Origin of the sequence: Streptomyces sp. NPDC059866 (genome assembly GCF_042731325.1) — a bacterium.
In the GTDB taxonomy this organism is placed as follows: Bacteria; Actinomycetota; Actinomycetes; order Streptomycetales; family Streptomycetaceae; genus Streptomyces; species Streptomyces flavusporus.
Genome location: NZ_JBHWJT010000007.1, coordinates 99,431 through 120,779, shown reverse-complemented (window position 1 = coordinate 120,779; position 21,349 = coordinate 99,431). Strand labels below are relative to the sequence as shown.

Sequence of the window (21,349 nt, the reverse complement as noted above, 5' to 3'; positions counted from 1 at the left end):
TTTACTAGTTGTGGTCGCATCTGGGGGGAAGGTCTTTTGTGTGACGCGGCTCTCAATGTGCAGGTCGGAGGGGGTTATGACGTGGGCATGGCATCCGATTTGTCCGACTAAGGGGGATCGTAGGTGATCTGGGTCATGTGGGGTGCTTCACCCGCTGAGTGACGGTGGGTTCGTCGCCGTTCACTCAGCGGGTGCGTCGAATGTGACCGGCGTCTCGAACGCGGCCCGGCGCGTGGCCCGGCGCAGTGCCTTGAGGACCGCCGGACCGAGGAACACGGTCAGGACGACGGTGACGACTGCTCGGCCCAGGTCCCAGCCGAGCGAGGTGGCCAGGCAGTAGGCCAGGAAGCGGGCCAGGTTGACGGGGACCGCCGCGTCCGGGTCGAAGGCCACGTTCGAGGCGAGGGCACTCATGAAGGGCCAGCCCGCGAGGTTCATGATCGTGCCGTAGGCGAAGGCGGCGAGAAAGCCGTAGGCGGCCAGCAGGAGCAGTTCCGCTCGGCCGCGCAGGCGGTCCGGCCCCGGCAGCAGGCCCGCGCCCATCGTGAACCAGCCCATCGCCAGCATCTGGAACGGCATCCACGGGCCCACCCCGCCCGTGAGCAGCGCGGACGCGAACATCGTCACCGCGCCCAGCACGAAACCGAAGCCCGGGCCCAGGACCCGGCCGCTCAGCACCATCAGGAAGAACATCGGCTCGATGCCCGCCGTCCCCGCACCGATCGGCCGCAGCGCCGCGCCCGTCGCGGCCAGCACCCCGAGCATGGCCACGGCCTTCGGGCCGAGCCCCGACTCGGAGATCGTCGCCGCCACCACCGCGACCAGCAGCACCAACAGAGCCGCGAAGAGCCAGGGGGCGTCCTGCGCGTGCGCCGCGATCTGCGAGGTGGGCGGGGCGAGGAAGGGCCAGAAGAAGGCGGCCCCGCCCACCGCGCTGACCAGGGCGAGGGCGGCGAGGGAGCGGGGGCCGAGACGGACGGCCCGGGCCTGGCGGATGTGGGGGGCGGAGGGTGTGGTCATGTCAGTGCCTCGCGGACCAGGGGTGGGAGCCGAGGTGGACCGCTCGGGCCTGGGCGATGGAGGACGGGGCCGTCATGTCAGTGCCTCGCGGACCTGGGTGACCGTGAGCCATTTCTGCGGCGCCAGGATCTTGGTGACCTGTGGTGCGAAGGAGGGGGAGGAGACGACCACGTCGGCCGTCGGGCCGTCGGCGATCACCTCGCCCTCGGCCAGCAGGACCACCCGGTGGGCGAGCTCGGCGGCCAGTTCGACGTCGTGCGTGGCCAGCACGATCGCGTGCCCGTCGGCGGCCAGCTCGCGCAGCACGGCGACCAGACGGGCCTTCGCCGCGTAGTCCAGGCCACGGGTCGGCTCGTCCAGGAGGAGCAGCGGAGGGCGGGCGGTCAGTACGACGGCCAGGGCGAGGGTCAGGCGCTGGCCCTCGGAGAGGTCGCGGGGGTGGGTGTCGTCCGTGATGCCGGGGAGGAGGTCCGAGACCAGGGCCCGGCAGGTGCCGGGCGCGGCGCCCGCGTCGGCGTCGGCCGCAGTGCACTCGGCAGCGACCGTGTCGGCGTAGAGCAGGTCCCGCGGTTCCTGCGGTACGAGGCCGACGCGGCGTACGAGATCGGGGGGCGCCGTGCGGTGCGGGGTCGCGCCGCCGACGCGGACCGTGCCGGCCGCCGGTTCGACGAGGCCGACCAGGGCGGAGAGGAGGGTGGACTTCCCGGCGCCGTTGCGGCCCATCAGGGCGATGGTCTCGCCGGGGGAGACCGTGAGGTCGACGTGGCGCAGGGCGGGGACGCGGCCCCGGCGGACGGCGAGGGAGCGCACGTCGGCGAGGTGAGGGGTGGGCGGGGTGTCGGGTGTGCTGCGCCTGCGGAACAGCCGGCGGGGGGCGGGGGGTCTGCGCGTCGCGCTCGACGGCGGGGTCGGGGTGGGCGTGCCGTCGGGTTCCCGGCCGTCGAGGCGTGCGCGCAGGCCGGCCGCCCGGCGGCGGGCGTCGCGGACGGTCAGCGGCAGCGGGGACCAGCCCGCGAGCCGGCCCAGGTCGACGACCGGCGGGTACACCGGCGACACGGCCATCACCTCGGCCGGGGTGCCCAGCAGCGGGGCGGCGCCCGGGGCGGGCAGCAGGACGACCTGGTCGGCGTACTGGACGACCCGTTCCAGGCGGTGCTCGGCCATCAGGACCGTCGTCCCCAGGTCGTGAACGAGCCGCTGGAGCACGGCGAGGACCTCTTCGGCGGCGGCCGGGTCGAGCGCGGAGGTCGGCTCGTCCAGGACCAGCACACTCGGATGCGGGGTGAGGACCGAGCCGATCGCGACACGCTGCTGCTGGCCGCCGGAGAGGGTGGAGATCGGGCGGTCCCGCAGGTCGGCGAGGCCCAGCAGGTCCAGGGTCTCCTCGACGCGGCGGCGCATGACGTCCGAGGCGAGGCCCAACGACTCCATGCCGTAGGCGAGTTCGTCCTCGACGGTGTCCGTCACGAAGTGGGACAGCGGATCCTGGCCGACGGCGCCGACGACGTCGGCGAGTTCGCGCGGCTTGTGCGTACGCGTGTCCCGGCCGGCCACGGTGACCCTGCCCCGCAGGGTGCCGCCGGTGAAGTGCGGGACGAGCCCGCTCACCGCGCCGAGAACGGTGGACTTGCCGACCCCCGACGGGCCGACGAGCAGGACGAGTTCGCCCTCCGGGACCTCGAAGTCGACGCCCCGGACGGTGGGTTCGGCCGCCCCGTCGTATGTCACGGAGACGTCCTCGAAGCGGATCATGAGGGCTCCTTGGGGGCGGGACCGGCGGGGTCGGCGGGAGGAGGCGTGATGAACGCCGGGAGCAGACCGAGGAGTACGGCCGCCGCCGGCCACAGGGGCAGTGTCGGGGCGACCAGGGGGACCACGCCCGGGTGCATCGCCGCCGGGTCCGAGGCGGCGGCGAGCGCGAGCAGTGCGGCGACGGCGGCGCCGGACGCGGCGACCAGACCGGCGCGCAGGTCCCACCGGTCGGGGCGGTAGCGGGTGCGCAGGGAACGACGGCCGCCGAGCCACAACCCGGCCAGCGCGGCGGCGAGTCCGGCGAGCAGCACCGGCAGGCCGTACGTGCCGCCCTCCGCCGTCAGCAGTCCGTACGTTCCCGCGCACACGCCGACCAGACCGGTCAGGGTGAGCGCGGCCGTCGTACGGCGGACGGCGACCGGGACCTGGGCGGTACGGCCGTAGCCGCGGGCGTCCATCGCGGCGGCGAGAGCGACGGAGCGTTCGAGGGCGCCCTCCAGGACGGGCAGTCCCACCTGAAGCAGGCCGCGTACGCCTCGGTCCGGGCGGCCGCGCAGCCGGCGGGCGGCGCGCAGGCGCTGGGCGTCGGCGATGAGGTTCGGTGCGAAGGTCAGGGCGACGACCACCGCGACGCCGGTCTCGTACAGGGCGCCGGGGAGGGACTTGAGCAGGCGGGAGGGGCTCGCGAGGGCGTTCGCCGCGCCGACACAGATGAGGAGTGTGGCCAGCTTCAGGCCGTCGTACAGCGCGAAGACCAGGGTCTCGGCGGTCACCCTGCCGCCCAGGCGGATGCCCTGCGCCCAGTCGGGGAGGGGGACTTCGGGAAGGGTGAGGAGGGTGTGCGTGCCGGGGATGGGGGAGCCGAGGGCTACGGCGAAGAGGAGGCGGATGAGGAGGACGGCCAGGGCCAGTTTGAGGAACGCGCCGTAGGAGCGGGACCAGGGGGTGTTCGGGCGGCGGGTGATCACGACGTAGGCGGAGACCGTGATGAGGAGGGTGAGGAGGAGGGGGTTGGTGGTGCGGGTGGCTGCGGTGCCGAGGGAGAGGGACCAGAGCCACCAGGCTCCTGGGTGCACCGTTGCTTGTTGCGTTGCCCGGCGTGGGGGCCGGGCGGGGGGCGTTGCGCGGCCCGGCGCTGACGGGGTGCCGCTGCGCCCACCCGTGCCGCCCCAGCGGCACGACTGCCCGCAGCTGCGGTGGCGGTCAGCCATTTCGACGTCGGCGTGCCTGCCACCCCGTTGCTGCGCCCAGTGTTGCTATCGCGGCGATTGCTGCCCATACGCCGAGCGACGGGCCTCCCGACTCGTCCGTGTCCTTGGCCTTCTTCTCTGATGCCGTCGGCTTCTCCTCCGTCTTCACCTGCTCCCCGCACCCCCGTTCCGGATAGCCCGCGATCGCGCACAGCAGGGCGTTGGTGTCGTAGCGCAGGGGTTCGGCGACCGTGGCCAGGGCCTCGGCCGTCGTCGCGTCGGGGGCGACGGTGGCGCAGGCCGTGCGGGCGGGCGGTGGGGTTTCGCCGGACGGGGCGTCCGTGGGCGTACCGAAGTCGATGACGAGAGCCACCCGCTTCCGGCCCTCCTGCGCGGGCGTCTTCGCGCAGATGGTCGCGAAGCCGGCCGTGTTGCGGGGCCGGGCGGAGTCCTGGGAGTCCTCGCTGACGGAGAAGCGGAAGCCCTGGACGTCGCCGTCGGCGGGGCGGGCGGTGGACGGGCCCTGGGTGGCGTACGTCCACCGGTCGCCGGCGCGGTCCCAGAAGGACCAGTAGCGGTAGCCGGTGGCCTGCGCCTGGCCGGTGTTCAGCAGGAGGAACAGCGCGGCCAGGAGCAGGGCGGCGATACGGCGGAACCTCACGGCTACCGCCTCTTGTTGCGGCCGCTGAGCAGGAAGCCGATGCCGATGCCGACGACGAGGAAGACACCGACGTACCACCACACGCCGAAGGTGAGGCCCTCGTCCTCGTCGTCCTTCTCCTCGGCCTTCGCCACGGCCCGGTCCTCGACCTGGGGCTGCGGGGTCGGGCCGGTCGCGTTGAGCTGGGCCACCAGGTCGGTGCCGCCGAAGTCCTTCGGGTCGGCGCCGGCCGCGTGGGTGGCGAGGATCAGCTGGGCGTAGGCGGCGGGGCCGCTCTGCTTGGCCCAGTCGGCGGAGTTCCGCTCCAGCCAGGTCAGCGGCTTGGCGGCCTGGGCGGCGCCGCCCTGCGCGGCCAGCGCGACCACGGCGTCGGCGGTGTTGCCGTAGTCGGGCTGGTCCTCGGAGCCGGGGAGGGCGGAAGTGAGGTGGCCGTCCTTGGCGAGGGTCCTGGTGAGGTGGGCGGCGCCGTTGGCGGCGGCCTGCTCGGGGGTCTTGGCGTCGGCGCAGGTGGGCTCCGCCTTCCTGCCCGCCTCGGCCGCGAGGCCCTTGCCCAGCGCGCCCAGGACGGCCGCCGCGGTCGCGTCCGCGTTGGCCGCCAACTTGCCCTTCTTGTCGGGCTGGTAGGCGAAGGCGCCGCCGTCCTTCGCGTCGCACGGGATGGCCAGCTTCAGCAGGGCGTCGTAGGGAGACTTGCCGTCCTTGACGACGGCGTCCGGCTTCTCGCCTGCCGCGGTGAGGGCACCGATGACGACGGCGGTGGAGTTGGCGTCGCTGGGGCCGCCGGGGGTGTAGCCCCAGCCGCCGTCCTCGTTCTGCACGGACTTCAGCCAGTCGACCGCCTTGCCGGTGGCGGCGTCGTAGTCGCCGACCGCGGCGAAGGCCTGGACGGCGGCGGCCGTGCTGTTGGTGTCGACCATGGTCTTGGCGTCGCAGTCCTTGGCGGGCTCGGCCCGGAAGGCGGCGAAGCCGCCGTTGTCGCACTGCTGCCGGGCCAGCCAGTCCGTGGCCTCCCAGGCGGGCTTGACGCCCACGGTCTCCTGGGCGAGCAGGGCGAGCGACTGCCGCCAGACGCCGTCGTAGGTCGGGTCGGACGTGCCGTACAGGCCGGAGGGCAAGGCCACCGACGGCGACGGGGACGGGTCGGCGGCCTGGGCGACCGGGATCGCGGCGACGCCGATCACGGCGGTGGCGGCCAGGACCGCTGCACTGCGGCGGACGTTCATGATCGGCGGGGTGCCTTTCCCTGCTGGGAGCCGGGCAGCACGGGACACCCCGGGCGGCTCGGCTCCGTATGCCTCGACGGTGCCGCACACCGGCCGGTTGCCGGTGCGCGTGAGCCGGTCACGTTCCGTGCGGGGCAGTCCGGCTCACCGAAGCCCTGCCGGGCCCGGCTCACGGTTGCGGGTCAGCGCCGGATTTGCACCGGCTTCCCCCCGTACGGGTGCGATGACGACCTGGCCACTCTACCGGGCCGTACGGAAGGGGCTGAGGGGTGCCTGTGGATGCTCCGTACGGCCCCGGAACCCGGGCCGGGTTCACACCGCGACGTACGCCACCGGCTCGCTCCCCGGCACCGCCTCCGCGCGTCCCAGCTTCACCAGCCGCCGCAGATGGGCCTCCGCCTCCGAGACCGCGATGTTCCTCGATCCGTACGGGATCTGGGCCCATGGGCGGTTCCACTCCATGCGCTCGGCGAGCTGCCAGGGAGTGAGCGGGGCGGTCAGGAGGTTCAGCAGGCCGGTGAGCCGCTCCTCGTGGTGGGCGAGCAACTCCCGTACGCGGGCCGATGCGTCGGCGAACGCGTGCTGGTGGGCCGGGAGGACCTCGGCGGGGGCGAGGCGACCGATGCGTTCCAGCGAGTCGAGGTAGTCGCCGAGGGGGTCGGTCACGGTGGCGTCGTCCGGGTCCTCGTACAGGCCGATGTGCGGGGTGATCCCAGGCAGCAGGTGGTCGCCGGAGAACAGGCGGCCGTGGCCCGGAAGGCGGGCGGGGTGCTGCTCCTCCAGGTGCAGGCAGACGTGGCCCGGTGTGTGGCCGGGCGTCCAGATCGCGCGCAGGCGGCGGCCGGGGAGGTCGAGGAGTTCGCCGGGGACGATCTCGCGGTCGGGGAGGGCGGGGGAGAGGCCGGGCAGGGTGCGCGGGCGGGCACTGCGCAGGGGGGCCACGTGCTCCTCGGGTGCTCCGGCCGCGGTGAGTTTGGCTGTCATGTAGGCGAACCAGTGACCTGGCAGGGTCTCGCGGGTGCGGCGGACGATCGCGGTGTCCGCCGCGTGCATCGCGATCCAGGCGCCGGACGTCTCCCGTACCCGGCCCGACAGGCCGTGGTGGTCGGGGTGGTGGTGGGTGATGACCACCCCGTGGATCTCGTCCGGCGAGGTACCGCACAGGGTCAGCCCCTCGGCGAGGGTGTCCCAGGACGCCGGGTCGTCCCAGCCCGTGTCGATCAGCACGGGACCGCGGTCGGTGTCGACGACGTACACGAGCGTGTGGCCCAGGGGATTGTCCGGGATGGGAACCCGGATGGACCGGACGCCTCCACCGTGGTCGCTGACCTGTGTCATGGGCTCCCCTGTCGCCGCGTTCTCGCCACTATAACTAGAACGAGTTTCGATGGGAGCCCAAGTCACCTTCCTGTGCGGACCCTTCCGGCCTGCGGGCCTGACCGACCTGTGGACTCCTCCGAGTGGAACTGGTATCAGTTCCGATATCTGATGGATCGTCAGAGTCACGCTCCGGGGAGGCAGTCGGCCATGACCGAGCTCGTGGAACACGGACAGCTGTTCATCGGCGGGGAGTTGACCGACCCCCTGGGCAAGGACGTCATCGAGGTGATCTCGCCGCACACGGAAGAGGTCATCGGGCGGGTGCCGCACGCGTCGCCGGCGGACGTGGACCGGGCCGTCGCCGCCGCGCGCACCGCCTTCGACGAAGGGCCCTGGCCACGGATGAGCCTCGACGAGCGGATCGAGGTCGTTTCGCGCATCAAGGACGGGATCGCCGCCCGCCACGAGGAGCTCGCCCGCGTGATCTCCTCCGAGAACGGGTCGCCGTACTCCTGGAGCGTCCTCGCGCAGGCGCTCGGCGCGATGATGGTCTGGGATGCGGCGATCACGGTCGCCCGGGACCACACGTACGAGGAGACGCGCGACGGCGTCCTCGGGCGCATCCTCGTGCGGCGCGAGCCCGTCGGGGTCGTCGCGGCCGTCGTCCCCTGGAACGTCCCGCAGTTCGTCGCCGCCGCCAAGCTCGCGCCCGCGCTGCTCACCGGCTGCACGGTGGTGCTGAAGCCGTCCCCCGAGTCACCCCTCGACGCCTACCTCCTCGGCGAGATCGCGAAGGAGGCCGGGCTGCCCGAGGGTGTGCTGTCGATCCTGCCTGCGGACCGCGAGGTCAGTGAGTACCTCGTCGGGCACCCGGGCGTCGACAAGGTCTCCTTCACCGGCTCGGTCGCGGCGGGCAAGCGCGTCATGGAGGTGGCGTCGCGGAACCTGACCCGCGTCACGCTGGAGCTGGGCGGCAAGTCGGCCGCCGTGGTCCTCCCGGACGCGGACGTCCGGACGACGGTCGCCGGTGTCGTCCCGGCGGCCTGGATGAACAACGGGCAGGCCTGCGTGGCCCAGACGCGCATCCTGCTGCCCCGCTCCCGCTACGACGAGTTCGCGGACGCCTTCGCGAGCGCCGCGAGCGCACTGGTCGTCGGCGACCCGCTGGACCCGGCCACCCAGGTGGGCCCGCTGGTCGCCCGGCGTCAGCAGCGACGCAATCTCGACTACATCCGCATCGGTCAGGAGGAGGGCGCGAAGATCCTCACCGGCGGCGGCCGGCCGGCGGGCCTGGAGCGCGGCTGGTACGTGGAACCCACCCTCTTCGGCGACGTCGACAACTCGATGCGGATCGCCCGCGAGGAGATCTTCGGCCCGGTGATCTGCCTGCTCCCGTACGACGACGAGGCCGACGCCGTGAAGATCGCGAACGACTCCGACTACGGACTGTCCGGCAGCGTCTGGACGGCCGACGTCGAGCACGGCATCGACATCGCGCGCCGGGTCCGTACCGGCACCTATTCGGTCAACACCTTCAGCCTCGACATGCTCGGCCCGTTCGGCGGCTACAAGAACTCGGGCCTGGGCCGGGAGTTCGGTCCGGAGGGATACGGCGAGTACCTGGAGCACAAGATGATCCATCTGCCGGCCGGCTGGGAGGCGTAGGCCATGGGCGACCGCTGGCAGGTCGAGGTGGACCGCGCCCTGTGCATCGGCTCCGCCCAGTGCCTCCACCACGCCCCCGGCTCCTTCCGCCTCGACGCGGGCCGCCAGTCCCACCCCGTCGAACCGGAGACCGACGCCAACGAGAAGGTCCTGGCGGCGGCGGAAGGCTGCCCGGTCGAAGCGATCATGATCACGCTGCTGGGGAGCGGGGAGCCGGTGTTTCCGCCGGAGGGCTGAGTTTCCAGGGGGAGGCCGGGATTCCGCCCGAGAGATGAAAAAAGTCCCCTTCGGGGGGTTCCGTCTGGAGTTGGGCGTTATATCCTGATAGTGGCCTACGGGACGAGTGAGGGAGTTCGACCGGAGTAGCCGACTGTGGCGAGATGCTTCGGCATCCGCCGTGGCCGACGTCGACGGTCGGGCTGAGAGGCCGGAAGGCAGTAGTCGGGCCGGACGGCGACCCCCATTACCTGATCCGGGTAATACCGGCGAAGGGAACCCGTCTCGTAGGTTTTTCGTGTGTCTACGCCCCGGTGTCCGGGTCCGTCAGGTCGATCAGGCGGCACACCGTCTCGATGTCGATCTTCACCTGGGCGATGGAGGCGCGGCCCGAGAGCCAGGTGATCAGCGCCGAGTGCCAGGTGTGCTCGATGACGCGGACGGCGGAGAGCTGCGCGGGGGTCGGATCGGCCAGGCCCATGGCGTCCAGGATGATCGCCGTCGTCTGGCGGGAGACCTGGTCCACCTCGGGGCTCACGCTGCGGTCCGCGAAGGTCAGCGCACGGACCATCGCATCGGCCAGATGCGGCTCGCGCTGCAGGGCGCGGAAGGCCCGCATCAGCGTCTCCGCGACCCGCTCGGCCGCCGTCTCGCCCGACGGCGGCTTCTTGCGCAGCGTGCCGTGCATGTGCTCCAGCTGGTCCTGCATCGTGGCGACCAGCAGATGCACCTTGGACGGGAAGTAGCGGTACAGCGTGCCCAGCGCCACCTGCGAGGACTCCGCGACCTCGCGCATCTGCACCGCGTCGAAACCGCCCCGGCTGGCCAGCTGTGCGCTCGCCCGCAGGATGCGGCGCCGGCGCGCCTCCTGCCGCTCGGTGAGGGGCGGGGTCGCGGGCGCGGCGGACCGCGCGCTCCTGGCTTCCACCTTGGCTTCCGCAGGCATGGATCCCGTTTCCGTGACAGTCCGTGAGGGCGTGCAATCAGTCAGCATGGCAGGCCCGGCCGGGTCGTGCCCGTCGTGGCGTGAATCACCTGATCCACCGCTCACAGCGGCCCTACCTGCCGGTAGATTCAGAGCCTCTTGAACGATCAAGTCTGAAACTTGTTCTAGATTAGCGTCCCGGCGTAATCTCGCGGGACAGTGCAGTGAGAAGGGGGCCCAGAGTGACCGCTGAGGCCAGTCAGGCGGGGTCCCCCGGGGGCCTGGCCGCCGACGGCGAGCGACCGCTCCGTATCGCACTCCTCACCTACAAGGGAAACCCGTTCTGCGGCGGCCAGGGCGTCTACGTCCGGCACCTCTCCCGCGAACTCGCCCGCCTCGGCCACCGCGTCGAGGTCGTCGGCGCCCAGCCCTACCCCGTCCTCGACGAGGGGTACGACGGACTGCGCCTCACCGAGCTGCCCAGCCTCGATCTCTACCGCCAGCCCGACCCCTTCCGCACGCCGAAGCGCGACGAGTACCGGGACTGGATCGACGCGCTGGAAGTGGCGACCATGTGGACCGGCGGGTTCCCCGAGCCGCTGACGTTCTCGCTGCGCGCCCGCCGTCATCTGCGCGCCCGGCGGGGTGAGTTCGACGTCGTGCACGACAACCAGACGCTCGGATACGGGCTGCTGGGTGATGTGGGCGCCCCGCTCGTCACGACGATCCATCACCCCATCACCGTGGACCGCCAGTTGGAGCTCGACGCGGCTCAGGGCTGGCAGCGGCGGCTGTCCGTACGCCGCTGGTACGCCTTCACCCGCATGCAGAAGCGCGTGGCGCGCCGTCTGCCGTCGGTCCTCACCGTCTCCGGTACGTCCCGCCAGGAGATCGTCGACCACCTCGGCGTACGGCAGGACCGTGTCCACGTGGTCCACATCGGCGCGGACACGGACCTGTTCTCGCCGGATCCGTCGGTACGGCAGATCCCGGGCCGGATCGTCACCACGTCCAGCGCCGATGTCCCGCTGAAGGGCCTGGTCTTCCTCGTCGAGGCGCTGGCGAAGGTCCGCACCGAGCATCCCGACGCCCATCTCGTCGTCGTCGGCAAGCGGCCCGAGGAGGGGCCGGTCGCGCAGGCCGTCCAGCGGTACGGCCTCGAGGGTGCCGTCGAGTTCGTCAAGGGCATCTCCGACGCCGAACTCGTCGGCCTGGTCCGCTCGGCGCAGGTGGCGTGCGTGCCGTCGCTGTACGAGGGCTTCTCCCTGCCGGCCGCCGAGGCGATGGCCACCGGGACGCCGCTGCTCGCCACGACCGGCGGGGCGATTCCCGAGGTCGCCGGACGGGACGGGGAGACCTGCCTGGCGGTGCCGCCCGGCGACGCGGGGGCGCTGGCCGCCGGACTGAGCCGGCTGCTGGGCGAGGCGGACCTGCGGGCACGCCTCGGCGCGGCGGGGCGTGAGCGGGTGCTGCGGCACTTCACCTGGGCGCGGGCCGCGGAAGGCACGGTGGCCCGCTACCGGGAGGCCATCGCCGGCTCCGCCGGCCAGGAGCCCGGCCGCTCCGCGGCCCTGGCACCGAGCCGCTCCGCGACCCCGGTTCCCGGCCGCTCCGCGGCCGCAGAAGTTGTTGACGTTGTATCCGACCGCGAAAGCAGGGCCACGTGCTGACCGTCGACTTCTCCCGGTTCCCGCTCGCCCCGGGCGACCGCGTTCTGGACCTCGGCTGTGGTGCCGGACGGCACGCGTTCGAGTGCTACCGGCGCGGCGCGCAGGTCGTGGCGCTCGACCAGAACGGTGAGGAGATCCGCGAGGTCGCCAAGTGGTTCGCGGCGATGAAGGAGGCGGGGGAGGCCCCGGAGGGCGCCACCGCGACCGCGATGGAGGGCGACGCCCTCGCGCTGCCCTTCCCGGACGAGTCCTTCGACGTCGTGATCATCTCCGAGGTGATGGAGCACATCCCCGACGACAAGGGCGTCCTCGCCGAGATGGTCCGCGTACTCAAGCCCGGCGGGCGGATCGCGATCACCGTCCCCCGCTACGGCCCCGAGAAGGTCTGCTGGACCCTGTCCGACGCCTACCACGAGGTCGAGGGCGGCCACATCCGCATCTACAAGGCGGACGAGCTGCTCGCGAAGATCCGCGAGGCCGGCCTCAAGCCGTACGGCACGCACCACGCGCACGCCCTGCACAGTCCCTACTGGTGGCTGAAGTGCGCGTTCGGTGTCGACAACGACAAGGCGCTGCCGGTGCGGGCGTACCACAAGCTGCTGGTCTGGGACATCATGAAGAAGCCGCTCGCGACCAGGGTCGCCGAGCAGGCGCTCAACCCGCTGATCGGCAAGAGCTTCGTGGCGTACGCGACCAAGCCGCACCTGCCCCGGGTGGACGCCAAGTGACCACTCCCCGGACAGAACACCTCGTCCTGCCCGGGGTCCTCACCTCCGAGCAGGCCGCCGCGACCGTCGCCGGCATCCTCGCCGTGCAGCGCGAGGACGGGGCGATCCCGTGGTTCCGCGGGCACCACCTCGACCCGTGGGACCACGTCGAGGCCGCGATGGCGCTGGACGCGGCGGGCGAGCACGAGGCCGCCGAGCGGGCGTACCTGTGGCTGGCGACGCACCAGAACGAGGACGGCTCCTGGTACGCGGCATACGCCGACGGCGACCCGCACGACGTCACCGACCGGGGCCGCGAGACCAACTTCGTCGCCTACGTCGCCGTAGGCGTCTGGCACCACTACCTGTCGACCGGCGACGACACCTTCCTGGACCGCATGTGGCCGGTGGTGTACTCGGCGGTCGAGTTCGTGCTGGCCCTCCAGCAGGCGGGCGGGCAGATCGGCTGGAAGCGCGAGGACGACGGCACGTCCACCGCGGACGCGCTGCTCACCGGCAGCTCCTCGATCCACCACGCGCTGCGCTGCGCACTCGCCATCGCCGAGCAGCGTGAAGAGCCGCAGCCCGACTGGGAGTTGGCGGTGGGCATGCTGCGGCACGCGATACGCCGGCACCCGGAGCGGTTCCTGGACAAGGACCGCTACTCGATGGACTGGTACTACCCGGTGCTGGGCGGCGCCCTGACCGGCGCGGAGGCCAAGTCCCGTATGGAGGAGGGCTGGGACCGCTTCGTCGTCCCCGGCCTCGGGGTGCGCTGTGTCGTCCCCAACCCGTGGGTGACCGGTGGGGAATCGGCCGAACTCGCCCTGGCCCTGTGGGCGATGGGCGAGTCCGACCGCGCGCTGAACATCCTGCAGTCCATCCAGCACCTGCGCGATCCGCAGACCGGCCTGTACTGGACGGGCTACGTCTTCGACGACGACGCGATCTGGCCGCGCGAGCTCACCACCTGGACGGCGGGTTCGCTGCTGCTCGCCGTGGCTGCACTCGGCGGCCACGAGGCGACGTGCGCGGTCTTCGGTGGCGATCACCTGCCGAGCGGCCTCGACGCGGACTGCTGCGACTGACAGCTCAGTGCTGCCGGTGGATGCGGCCCGCGATCGCGTGCCCCACGAACAGGTACACGACCGCCGCCAGCCCATAGCCCGCGACGACGCGCGCCCACGCCTCGTCGAACGTGAACAGGTCGTGCGACCAGCCGGCCAGCCAGCGCGCCGCGTCGTGCACGAACTGCACGAAGTCGTTGGCGGGGTTGGCGTCCAGCAGGTACATGAGGATCCACAGGCCCAGGATGAGGGCCATGACGTCGGCGACGATCGCGATGACCGTGCCGGCCTGGTTGGCACCGTTGCGATATCGAGGGGACATACCCTCCGGGTTGCCACTCCCGCCTGGCTGAAACCCGGCCGCCGCCGCACCGCGGTCGGCTGTCATTCGTCCGCCCTTCGAGTGGAGTTGGCCGCTCCGGGGGATGGTGTTCTCCGGGGTCTCTGATGATCCTGCCCCCTTGAGCGGCAGGAGGGCCGTTGTCCGACGACAGAACATCCACGACCGAGGAACCGAGACTCACCACCCGCCGAACCACACACCGCCGCGTCCCGCGTCTCGTCGTCGCCGCGCTGCCGCTCGCCCTCGCCGGACTGCTGTCCCTGACGATCTCGGGCAACGCGCTCCGGCCGTTCGAACGCATCACCGTCATCGAGTCGCGGATGGCCTCCAAGTCCGACTACTTCAAAGACCCCGAAGTGGAACGGCTGTTACTCGAGCACGGCATCCGCGTGGACATCCGCCGCCTCGGTTCCCGGGGCATCGCCACCCGGTCCCTGAAGGGCCTGGACGTGGTCTTCCCGTCCGGCCAGCCCGCGGCGAAGCTGATCCTGGACCGGCCGGACGACACCGGCCGGACAGTGCGCCCCTTCGTCTCCCCACTGGCCCTCGGCAGCTTCCGCGACTACGCGGAGACCCTGGTGAAGGCGGGCGTGGCGAAACGGCAGGGCGGAAAAGGGACGCTCTACTACGACCTCGACATGGAAAAGTTCATGACCCTGCTCGACGGCGTGGACGACCCGCACCCCAGGGACGGAAAGGGCAGGACGGCGGACACCTGGAACGGCATCGGCTACGACGACGTCGCCCGCGACAACCGCAGCAACAGCGGCAGCGTCCTGGTGCGCACGTCCAACGTCTGCGAGTCCAACTCCGCCGGCACCTATCTGAGCATGCTCGCCTTCGTCGCCAACGGCGAGAAGACCCCGGGCTCCAACCATCCCAACAACCCCGCGCGCGCCAAGGAGGAAGTGGACCGGATCGCCGCGGAGATCAAACCCCTCGTCACCCTGCAGGGCATGTGGGCCGACGAGCAGGCCGACAGCTACTTCTCCGCCCTCGGTGAGTCCCTGGCCCCCATCGCCCTGATCTACGAGCACCAGTTCCTGGCCCACCAGATCGCCCACCACGGCAAGGAGGGCAAGCAGGACACCAGCCGCGTCCTGCTCTACCCCAAGCCGTACGCGCTCACCGAGCCGCAGCTCATCTCCCTGAGCCCGCAGGGCGACAGGCTGGTCAAGCTGATCGAGGAGGACGCGGAACTGCGCCGGCGGGCACTGGAGCTGGGCTTCCGCATCCGTTTCTCCGGCGAGGACGGCGCCAGCGAACAACTGGACCAGTACCTGAGCGACCACGGCATCCAGGTCCCGGTCCCCAACGCCGACCAGACCAAGGCGCTCGAACCCGGCCTGCAGACCCTCGACGACATCATCACCTACGTCGGCGACTGCCCGCCGCCCAACCCGGACGACGCGTCATGACCAGGCTCGTCCGCGCGCTGACGGCGTCGCTCGGCCTGGTCCTCCTCGCCGGTCCCACCTCCTGCACCCAGGACGAGGACCCGGTCACCCTCCGGGTCCTCGCCAGCCCCGAACTCGCCGATGTCGCGCCCCTGCTGGACGAACTGGAGGAGGACACGGGGGTCGAGCTGGAGATGGAGTACGAGGCCAACGCCGACCTCGAAGGACAGTACCCGGGCGGCCCGGCGTACGACCTGGCGTGGCTCGCCTCGGACCGCTCGTTCCAGCTCCGCGTCCAGGACTCCGAGGGCCGCCTGACCCGGCCCGAGTCCACCCCGATCATGCGGTCCCCGGTCGCCGTCGGCCTCGAACCCGGCATCGCCGGGAAGCTGCGCGAGACCGCCACCGAGAACCGGATCTCATGGGCGGACGTGGCGGACGCCGCCGCCGAGGGCACCGTACGGTTCGGGATGGCCGACCCGCGGCGCAGCGACACGGGACGAGCCGCGCTCGTCGGGGTCGCCACCGCCGCCGCCGGCACCGGCCGCGCCCTGCGGGAGGAGGACGTCTCCTGCGACCGCCTGCGTGGCTTCCGCTCCGGCCAGACCCTCACGGCACCCAGCTCCCGGGACCTGATCGCCGCCTATCTGAGCAAGCCGGGCGACACCAACGCGCTGATCGCGCACGAGTCGGAGCTGTTGTCCCTGAACGACGACGACAGGGTGGGCGAACCCCTGCAGATCGTGCACCCCGACGACGGCATGGTGCTCTCCGACTTCCCGCTGCTGCTGCTCGACGAGAAACAGCGGTCGGCGTACGGCAGGGTGGTGGACTGGCTGCTCGGCGCCGATGTTCAGCACAGGCTCATGGAGCGCACCTTCCGCCGCCCGGTCAACGAGGACGTCGAACCCTCCGAGCCGCTGCGGGCCTCCGTCGGCAACGCCCTGTCCTTCCCCGACCGGTCGTCCATCGTGGAGCAACTGATCACCGACTACGGCGATCCCCAGGGCCGTGTCGCCGACCAGGTGGTCTTCCTGCTCGACTTCTCGACCTCGATGCGCGGCGAGCGGATGGCCGAGCTGCGCGCCGCCTTCGCCGGACTCAGCGGCGCCGACGAGACCTCCACCGGCAAGTTCGCCCGCTTCTACCGCGGCGAACGCCTCACGGTCGTCCGGTTCGGCGGCCGGGTACTGGAGGAACGCACCGTGACGGTACGCGACGACGCCGATCTGCGAAGCCTCGACCAGACGGTCGCCGACGGCGGTTACGACGACGCCACCGCCGTCTGGACCGCCCTCGACCGCGGCTACCGCATCGCCACCGCCGCCGTACGCGACGAGCCCGCACGTCCCGTCGCGATCGTGCTGATGACCGACGGCGAGAACAACGCGGGCATCACGTACCAGGAGTTCCTGCGCCGCCACGGCTCCCTCGGCAGCGACGCTCAGGCGGTGCCCACCTTCCCCGTCCATTTCGGAGAGGCCGACGCGGCAGCCCTGAAGCAGGCCGCCACCGCGACCGGCGGCCGCATGGTCGACGCGAACCTCTCCTCCCTCTCCGACGCGTTCAAGGAGATCCGTGGGTGTCATTGACAGTCAGTGGTGGGGCCTGTGGTGGCCGTGGCTGCTCGTCTGGGCCGGCACGGCGGTCTGCCTGGCCATCGTGCTCGGGTACGGGTGGCAGCGCCTGCGCCGGCGGCGCAGGCGCGGCGGGACGCACCTCGACATGTGCTTCTACCTGCACAAGCAGCGAGTCATGGACATCTACGAGGTCGGCGGCTTCGCCCAGTCCCTGAGCCAGGAGGTCGCCCACCGGCTCCAGGTTCAGAACGACTTCGGGCTGTGGGGCAAGCTCTTCTTCTGGACGGGCAAGGCACAACGGGGCGTCACCAGGGAGCAGGTCACCACCTACCTCCGGGAGGCCAACCCCATGAACGTGATCGGCGTGGTCATGGACGCCATGCGCAAGGAGGACCGCGTGGTGGACGCCGACCTCATCGAGGGCGACCTCGTCCTCAACCGGGAGAGCTCCGAGCGGCTGAGCCGCAGACACCCCGACGGCCGGATTCCCCTGAGCGCCCTGGGACTGGCATACGTCTCGGTCACCGGCGGATTCACCGCGAAACGTGAGGAGAACGGCGTACTGCTGAGAGCCTCGTACGGCACCGGCGCACACGTGGAGATCATGTGCTTCGAGTCCCAGGGCCGTGGCGACTTCCGCGAGGAGCACTACTACACGGGGAAGTTCACGGCCCGCTGCCTGGGCAAGGTACTGGCCTGGGACGAGACGAAGGGGAAGCTGACCCTCGACCCGGTCGCCATCTTCCGGTGAACCGTCAGGAGTTGAGCTCGGCGAGCACCCGAAGCGTGTGCGGGTCGGGTGCCAGCACCAGGAGGTCGGTCACCGGGCCCTTGCGCCACAACTCCAGCCGCTGTGCGATGCGTTCGCGCGGGCCGACGAGGGAGATCTCGTCCGCGAACGCGTCGGGGACGGCCCGTACGGCCTCCTCCCGGCGCCCGGCGAGGAACAGTTCCTGGATCCGCCGGGCCTCTTCCTCGTACCCCATGCGGGCCATCAGATCGGCGTGGAAGTTGCGCTTCGCGGCGCCCATCCCGCCGATGTAGAAACCGAGCATGGTCTTGACCGGCAGCAGCCCTTCGGCGACGTCCCGGCAGACCCTCGCCTGGGCCATGGGGGCGACGAGGAAGCCCTCGGGAGCACCGGCGAGGGAGGCCTCGTACACCTCGGTCCGCAGCGGGGACCAGTACAACGGCAGCCAGCCGTCGGCGATCCGGGCGGTCTGCGCGATGTTCTTCGGCCCCTCCGCGCCCAGCAGGACCGGCAGATCGGGTCGGAGGGGGTGGGTGATCGGCTTCAGCGCCTTGCCGAGGCCGGTGCCGTCCGCGCCTCGGTACGGGTGGGAGTGGAACCGCCCGTCGAGTTCCACCGGGGCCTGCCGCTCGAGGACCTGCCGTACGACGTCGACGTACTCCCGGGTCGCGGTCAGCGGCGAGGACGGGAACGGCCGCCCGTACCAGCCCTCCACCACCTGCGGCCCGGACAGCCCGAGGCCCAGCAGCATCCGGCCACCGGAGAGATGATCGAGGGTGAGGGCGTGCATGGCGGTGGTCGTCGGCGACCGGGCCGCCATCTGGGCAACCGCCGTGCCCAGCTTGATGGTTGAGGTGTGGGCGGCGATCCAGGTGAGCGGCGTGAACGCGTCCGAGCCCCAGGACTCCGCCGTCCACACCGAGTCGTACCCGAGCCGCTCCGCCTCCCGCGCCAGCGCCAGATGGTCGGGGGAGGGGCCGCGGCCCCAGTAGCCGAGGGCGAGACCGAGCCGCATACCGCCTCCTGACGAGGTGTCAGTTTCCCGAGGGGCGACTGTACGACAACGGCCCCCCGCCCGGAAGGGCGAGGGGCCGTGCGGCTACGGGCTCGACGTCAGCCGCGCTGGATACCGGTCGTGTCCTGCAGCACACCCCGGCGGCCGTCCTGCGTCTGCGCGACCAGCGCCGGACCGCGCTGCTCGACGGCCAGGTACCAGGTGCCCGGCGCCAGTTCGGCGATCGGCGTCGGCGAGCCGTCCTCCGGGAACAGCGGCCGCGGCACCGGCACCGCGAACCAGAACGGGGAGAAGTCCCCGGCCGGCGGCTGCGGCTGCTGCGGCTGCTGCGGCTGGCCGCCGTAGGGCTGACCCGGCTGCGGCTGACCGCCGAATCCGGCGGGCTGCTGGGCGCCCGGGTAACCGTAACCACCCTGCGGCTGACCGCCGTAGGGCTGCGGGGCGGCGGGGCGCGGAGCCGGGAGGAGGGTGCCCTTGAGAGCGGGGACCAGGGGAGTGGCGACGGCGGCGGCGGCCATGAGCAGGGTGGCGACGAGGGCGAGGATCAGACCCGTGCCGGCGTCGGGGCCGTCGGAGGAGTCACCGCCGAAGTTGTTGGCGGCGCTCGCCGGATCGAAGACGTTGCCGAGCGCGCTCCATGCGGCGAACACCGTGAAGGCGACGCCGAACTGGCCGAGGTCGAGCCCTGCGACCTTCGGGGCCTGCGGCAGCCCGCGGCCGACGACGACGAGCGCGGCGCCGATGAGACCCGCCAGTACGACGCTCATCAGCACCGGGCCGCTGCCCCACAGGCTGGGCATGTCCAAGCCGTCCGGAGCGCCGTCGGACGAGTAGAAGCTGAGGAACGACGCGACGAACAGCAACACCGCTGCTCCGATCACCACGCCGTCGCCTCGAGTGAGGGAGCGGATATTCACTTCAGGTCCTTCGTAGGTCGTCTCGTCATCGGTGGAGGCGTCGCTGTCACCATGTCGCCGTCAGGCCGCGGTGTGAAGCGCGGGGGTGGCCCCTCATCGTACGGATGACACTATCGTCCGTACGATCGCGCTGTCCGCCGGGATCAGCCCGCTGATGACTACCCGCGCAGGAAACTCACGATTCCGTCAGAGATCCCTTGCGCCGCCTTCTGCCTCCATGCGCCGCTGGTCAGCAGTGCTGCGTCCTTGCTATCGCGCATGTTGCCGCACTCGAGGAACACCTTGGGAACCGTTGACAGATTGAGACCGCCCAGGTCCTGACGCGTGACGAGACCGGTGCCGTTGCCGACGTAGTTGGACGGCGCGCTGCCGGTGACGCGTACGAAGCTTCCCGCGATGCGCTCGCCGAGGTCGCGGGACGGCCCGACGATCGGCCGGGTGTCGGCGGCGCCCTTGTGGACGGACGCCGGGAGGATGACGTGGAACCCGCGGTTCCCGGCGCCGGACCCGTCCGCGTGGATGGATACGACGGCGTCGGCTTTCGCGGCGTTCCCGATCTTTGCCCGCTCGTTGATGCAGGGGCCGTACGGCCGATCGCCGTCCTGGGTCAGCTTCACTGTGGCGCCCTGCTGTTGCAGCAGTGTGCGCAGGCGGTGGGCGACGTCCAGGGTGAATTTTGCCTCCGTGTACCCGGAGTTGGTGGAGGTGCCCGTAGTGTCGCACTCCTTCCAGTTCGTACCAATGTGCACCTTGCGGTTGATATCGGCCGTGTGCTGGAAGTTGCCCGGGTTGTGACCGGGGTCGATGACGACGACCTTGCCCTTGAGGGGAGCGGCGGCCGAGGGCGTCGGGGGGGCGCTCGGCTCCTTGGCGTCGGAGGCCGGCGCATCGGTCGGGGAGGCGGGCGCGGAGGGATGTGCGCTCGCCGAGGCCCCGGACGCCTGTCCCGGCGTACCGCCGGAGCCTCCGGAGTCACCCACCGCCTCGTACACCAGCCACCCGAGCAGCGCGCCCGGTACCAGCGCCGCGACGGCGACGGTCAGTGCCCCGCGGCGGGGGCGGCGGGGCTGGAGGTCATCGAATTCGGGGCCTCGGTACGACACGTTTGCCACCCTAGCTGCCGGTCACGCCACCCCACGGCCCGTGTGCGGCCCAATGGGTGGTGGCCTGCGCCGTTCGGCTGGCGAACCCCTTCGCGGGACCGCTCAGATCCCCGCCCCCGTGCGCCGCAGCACCCGCAGTGAATCGGTCGCCGAGACCTCCGTGAAGGCGCCGGAGGCGAGGGCGCGGAGGTAGATGCGGTACGGGGCCTGGCCGGTGAACTCGTCCGCCGGGTCCGGGAACACGTCGTGGATGACCAGCAGACCGCCCTCGGCGACATGCGGCGCCCAGCCCTCGTAGTCGGCGGTCGCGTGTTCGTCGGTGTGGCCGCCGTCGATGAAGACCAGGCCGAGGGCGGTGCCCCAGACCTTCGCGACCTGCGGCGAGCGGCCGACGAGGGCGACGACGTGCTCCTCCAGGCCCGCCTTGTGCAGCGTGCGGCGGAACGTGGGCAGCGTGTCCATCAGGCCGAGCTCGGGGTCGACCGTCTCCGGGTCGTGGTAGTCCCAGCCGGGCTGCTGCTCCTCGCTGCCGCGGTGGTGGTCGACGGTGAGCGTCGTCACACCTGCCGCACGCGCGGCGTCGGCGAGCAGGATGGTGGAGCGGCCGCAGTATGTCCCGACCTCGAGGAGTGGCAGCCCGAGCCGCCCGGCCTCCACCGCCGCCGCGTACAGCGCCAGCCCCTCCCCGAGGGGCATGAACCCCTTCGCGGCCTCGAACGCGGCGAGGATCTCGGGCTTGGGTGCCGCGGTCATGGGCAGGGGCCTTCCGGTCGTACGTATGTCTGGGCGCCTCATGCTGCCGTACCCCCTGGCGACGCGCGACAGGG

Annotated in this window: 20 protein-coding genes and 2 riboswitches; of the genes, 8 read left to right on the top strand and 12 right to left on the bottom strand. The window is 71.7% G+C overall.

Going from position 1 to position 21,349, the window contains the following annotated elements; translation table 11 throughout:
• Positions 1–180 precede the first annotated feature (180 nt).
• The 6 genes from ACFV7R_RS12820 to ACFV7R_RS12795 all read right to left on the bottom strand — a co-directional run bounded on the left by ACFV7R_RS12820 (position 181) and on the right by ACFV7R_RS12795 (position 7,184).
• On the bottom strand, positions 181–1,020 hold the full coding sequence (locus tag ACFV7R_RS12820; RefSeq protein WP_385263055.1) for an ECF transporter S component: 840 nt from the start codon (positions 1,018–1,020) through the stop codon (positions 181–183).
• Positions 1,021–1,092: 72 nt separating this feature from the next.
• Positions 1,093–2,772, bottom strand: coding sequence for an ABC transporter ATP-binding protein (locus ACFV7R_RS12815; RefSeq protein WP_385263053.1), 1,680 nt, complete (start codon positions 2,770–2,772; stop codon positions 1,093–1,095).
• A complete protein-coding gene (locus ACFV7R_RS12810; protein WP_385263051.1) occupies positions 2,769–3,983 on the bottom strand; it encodes an energy-coupling factor transporter transmembrane component T in 1,215 nt (404 codons plus the stop codon). Before ACFV7R_RS12810 ends, ACFV7R_RS12815 begins: the two co-directional genes overlap by 4 nt.
• On the bottom strand, positions 3,976–4,623 hold the full coding sequence (locus tag ACFV7R_RS12805) for an SCO2322 family protein (protein ID WP_385263049.1): 648 nt from the start codon (positions 4,621–4,623) through the stop codon (positions 3,976–3,978). Before ACFV7R_RS12805 ends, ACFV7R_RS12810 begins: the two co-directional genes overlap by 8 nt.
• Before the next feature lie 2 nt (positions 4,624–4,625).
• Positions 4,626–5,846 (bottom strand): prenyltransferase/squalene oxidase repeat-containing protein, encoded by a 1,221-nt coding sequence (locus tag ACFV7R_RS12800; RefSeq protein WP_385263047.1) that lies wholly within the window; start codon positions 5,844–5,846, stop codon positions 4,626–4,628.
• A 132-nt stretch (positions 5,847–5,978) separates the two neighbouring features.
• A riboswitch (cobalamin riboswitch) is annotated at positions 5,979–6,056 on the bottom strand.
• Between the two features lie 102 nt (positions 6,057–6,158).
• Positions 6,159–7,184 carry an MBL fold metallo-hydrolase gene (locus ACFV7R_RS12795; protein WP_385263045.1) on the bottom strand — a complete coding sequence of 342 codons (1,026 nt, stop codon included), beginning with the start codon at positions 7,182–7,184 and terminating at the stop codon, positions 6,159–6,161.
• Positions 7,185–7,373: 189 nt separating this feature from the next.
• Here ACFV7R_RS12795 and ACFV7R_RS12790 point away from each other — a divergent pair, with 189 nt between their 5' ends.
• Entirely contained in the window at positions 7,374–8,831 is a 1,458-nt protein-coding gene (locus ACFV7R_RS12790; RefSeq protein ID WP_385263044.1) for an aldehyde dehydrogenase, read from the top strand.
• A 3-nt stretch (positions 8,832–8,834) separates the two neighbouring features.
• Positions 8,835–9,068, top strand: coding sequence for a ferredoxin (locus ACFV7R_RS12785; protein ID WP_129800813.1), 234 nt, complete (start codon positions 8,835–8,837; stop codon positions 9,066–9,068).
• 98 nt (positions 9,069–9,166) lie between these two features.
• Positions 9,167–9,342: riboswitch (TPP riboswitch) on the top strand.
• A 9-nt stretch (positions 9,343–9,351) separates the two neighbouring features.
• On the opposite strand, the gene ACFV7R_RS12780 is transcribed toward ACFV7R_RS12785, so the two are convergent.
• Positions 9,352–9,993 carry a TetR family transcriptional regulator gene (locus ACFV7R_RS12780; protein ID WP_129800812.1) on the bottom strand — a complete coding sequence of 214 codons (642 nt, stop codon included), beginning with the start codon at positions 9,991–9,993 and terminating at the stop codon, positions 9,352–9,354.
• A 221-nt stretch (positions 9,994–10,214) separates the two neighbouring features.
• On the opposite strand from ACFV7R_RS12780, the gene ACFV7R_RS12775 reads away from it, so the two are divergent.
• The 3 genes from ACFV7R_RS12775 to ACFV7R_RS12765 are packed head-to-tail and all read left to right on the top strand — an operon-like array spanning position 10,215 to position 13,437.
• Complete coding sequence (locus tag ACFV7R_RS12775) at positions 10,215–11,642, top strand: glycosyltransferase family 4 protein (RefSeq protein ID WP_385263042.1); 1,428 nt, start codon at positions 10,215–10,217, stop codon at positions 11,640–11,642.
• Positions 11,636–12,370, top strand: a complete 735-nt coding sequence (locus tag ACFV7R_RS12770; protein WP_129800810.1) for a class I SAM-dependent methyltransferase — start codon at positions 11,636–11,638, stop codon at positions 12,368–12,370. Before ACFV7R_RS12775 ends, ACFV7R_RS12770 begins: the two co-directional genes overlap by 7 nt.
• Positions 12,367–13,437, top strand: coding sequence for a prenyltransferase/squalene oxidase repeat-containing protein (locus tag ACFV7R_RS12765; protein ID WP_385263040.1), 1,071 nt, complete (start codon positions 12,367–12,369; stop codon positions 13,435–13,437). The genes ACFV7R_RS12770 and ACFV7R_RS12765 overlap by 4 nt, the downstream gene beginning before the upstream one ends.
• 4 nt (positions 13,438–13,441) lie before the next feature.
• Here ACFV7R_RS12765 and ACFV7R_RS12760 read toward each other — a convergent pair whose 3' ends face one another.
• Positions 13,442–13,738, bottom strand: a complete 297-nt coding sequence (locus ACFV7R_RS12760; protein WP_385263038.1) for a hypothetical protein — start codon at positions 13,736–13,738, stop codon at positions 13,442–13,444.
• A gap of 158 nt (positions 13,739–13,896) precedes the next feature.
• Here ACFV7R_RS12760 and ACFV7R_RS12755 point away from each other — a divergent pair, with 158 nt between their 5' ends.
• From ACFV7R_RS12755 to ACFV7R_RS12745, 3 genes are read left to right on the top strand one after another with little or no spacing between them, the layout of a single operon-like run.
• On the top strand, positions 13,897–15,177 hold the full coding sequence (locus tag ACFV7R_RS12755; RefSeq protein WP_385263037.1) for a hypothetical protein: 1,281 nt from the start codon (positions 13,897–13,899) through the stop codon (positions 15,175–15,177).
• Positions 15,174–16,748 (top strand): substrate-binding domain-containing protein, encoded by a 1,575-nt coding sequence (locus tag ACFV7R_RS12750; protein WP_385263035.1) that lies wholly within the window; start codon positions 15,174–15,176, stop codon positions 16,746–16,748. Before ACFV7R_RS12755 ends, ACFV7R_RS12750 begins: the two co-directional genes overlap by 4 nt.
• Positions 16,735–17,487 (top strand): hypothetical protein, encoded by a 753-nt coding sequence (locus ACFV7R_RS12745; protein WP_385263033.1) that lies wholly within the window; start codon positions 16,735–16,737, stop codon positions 17,485–17,487. The genes ACFV7R_RS12750 and ACFV7R_RS12745 overlap by 14 nt, the downstream gene beginning before the upstream one ends.
• A gap of 4 nt (positions 17,488–17,491) precedes the next feature.
• On the opposite strand, the gene ACFV7R_RS12740 is transcribed toward ACFV7R_RS12745, so the two are convergent.
• The 4 genes from ACFV7R_RS12740 to ACFV7R_RS12725 form a co-directional block, all read right to left on the bottom strand.
• Positions 17,492–18,502: an LLM class F420-dependent oxidoreductase gene (locus ACFV7R_RS12740; protein WP_385263031.1), complete on the bottom strand. Its 1,011-nt coding sequence runs from the start codon at positions 18,500–18,502 to the stop codon at positions 17,492–17,494.
• Positions 18,503–18,600: 98 nt separating this feature from the next.
• Positions 18,601–19,419 carry a hypothetical protein gene (locus tag ACFV7R_RS12735; protein WP_385263030.1) on the bottom strand — a complete coding sequence of 273 codons (819 nt, stop codon included), beginning with the start codon at positions 19,417–19,419 and terminating at the stop codon, positions 18,601–18,603.
• Positions 19,420–19,577: 158 nt separating this feature from the next.
• A complete protein-coding gene (locus ACFV7R_RS12730; protein WP_385263028.1) occupies positions 19,578–20,522 on the bottom strand; it encodes an N-acetylmuramoyl-L-alanine amidase in 945 nt (314 codons plus the stop codon).
• Between the two features lie 102 nt (positions 20,523–20,624).
• On the bottom strand, positions 20,625–21,275 hold the full coding sequence (locus ACFV7R_RS12725; RefSeq protein WP_385263026.1) for a class I SAM-dependent methyltransferase: 651 nt from the start codon (positions 21,273–21,275) through the stop codon (positions 20,625–20,627).
• Between the last annotated feature and the right edge of the window lie 74 nt (positions 21,276–21,349).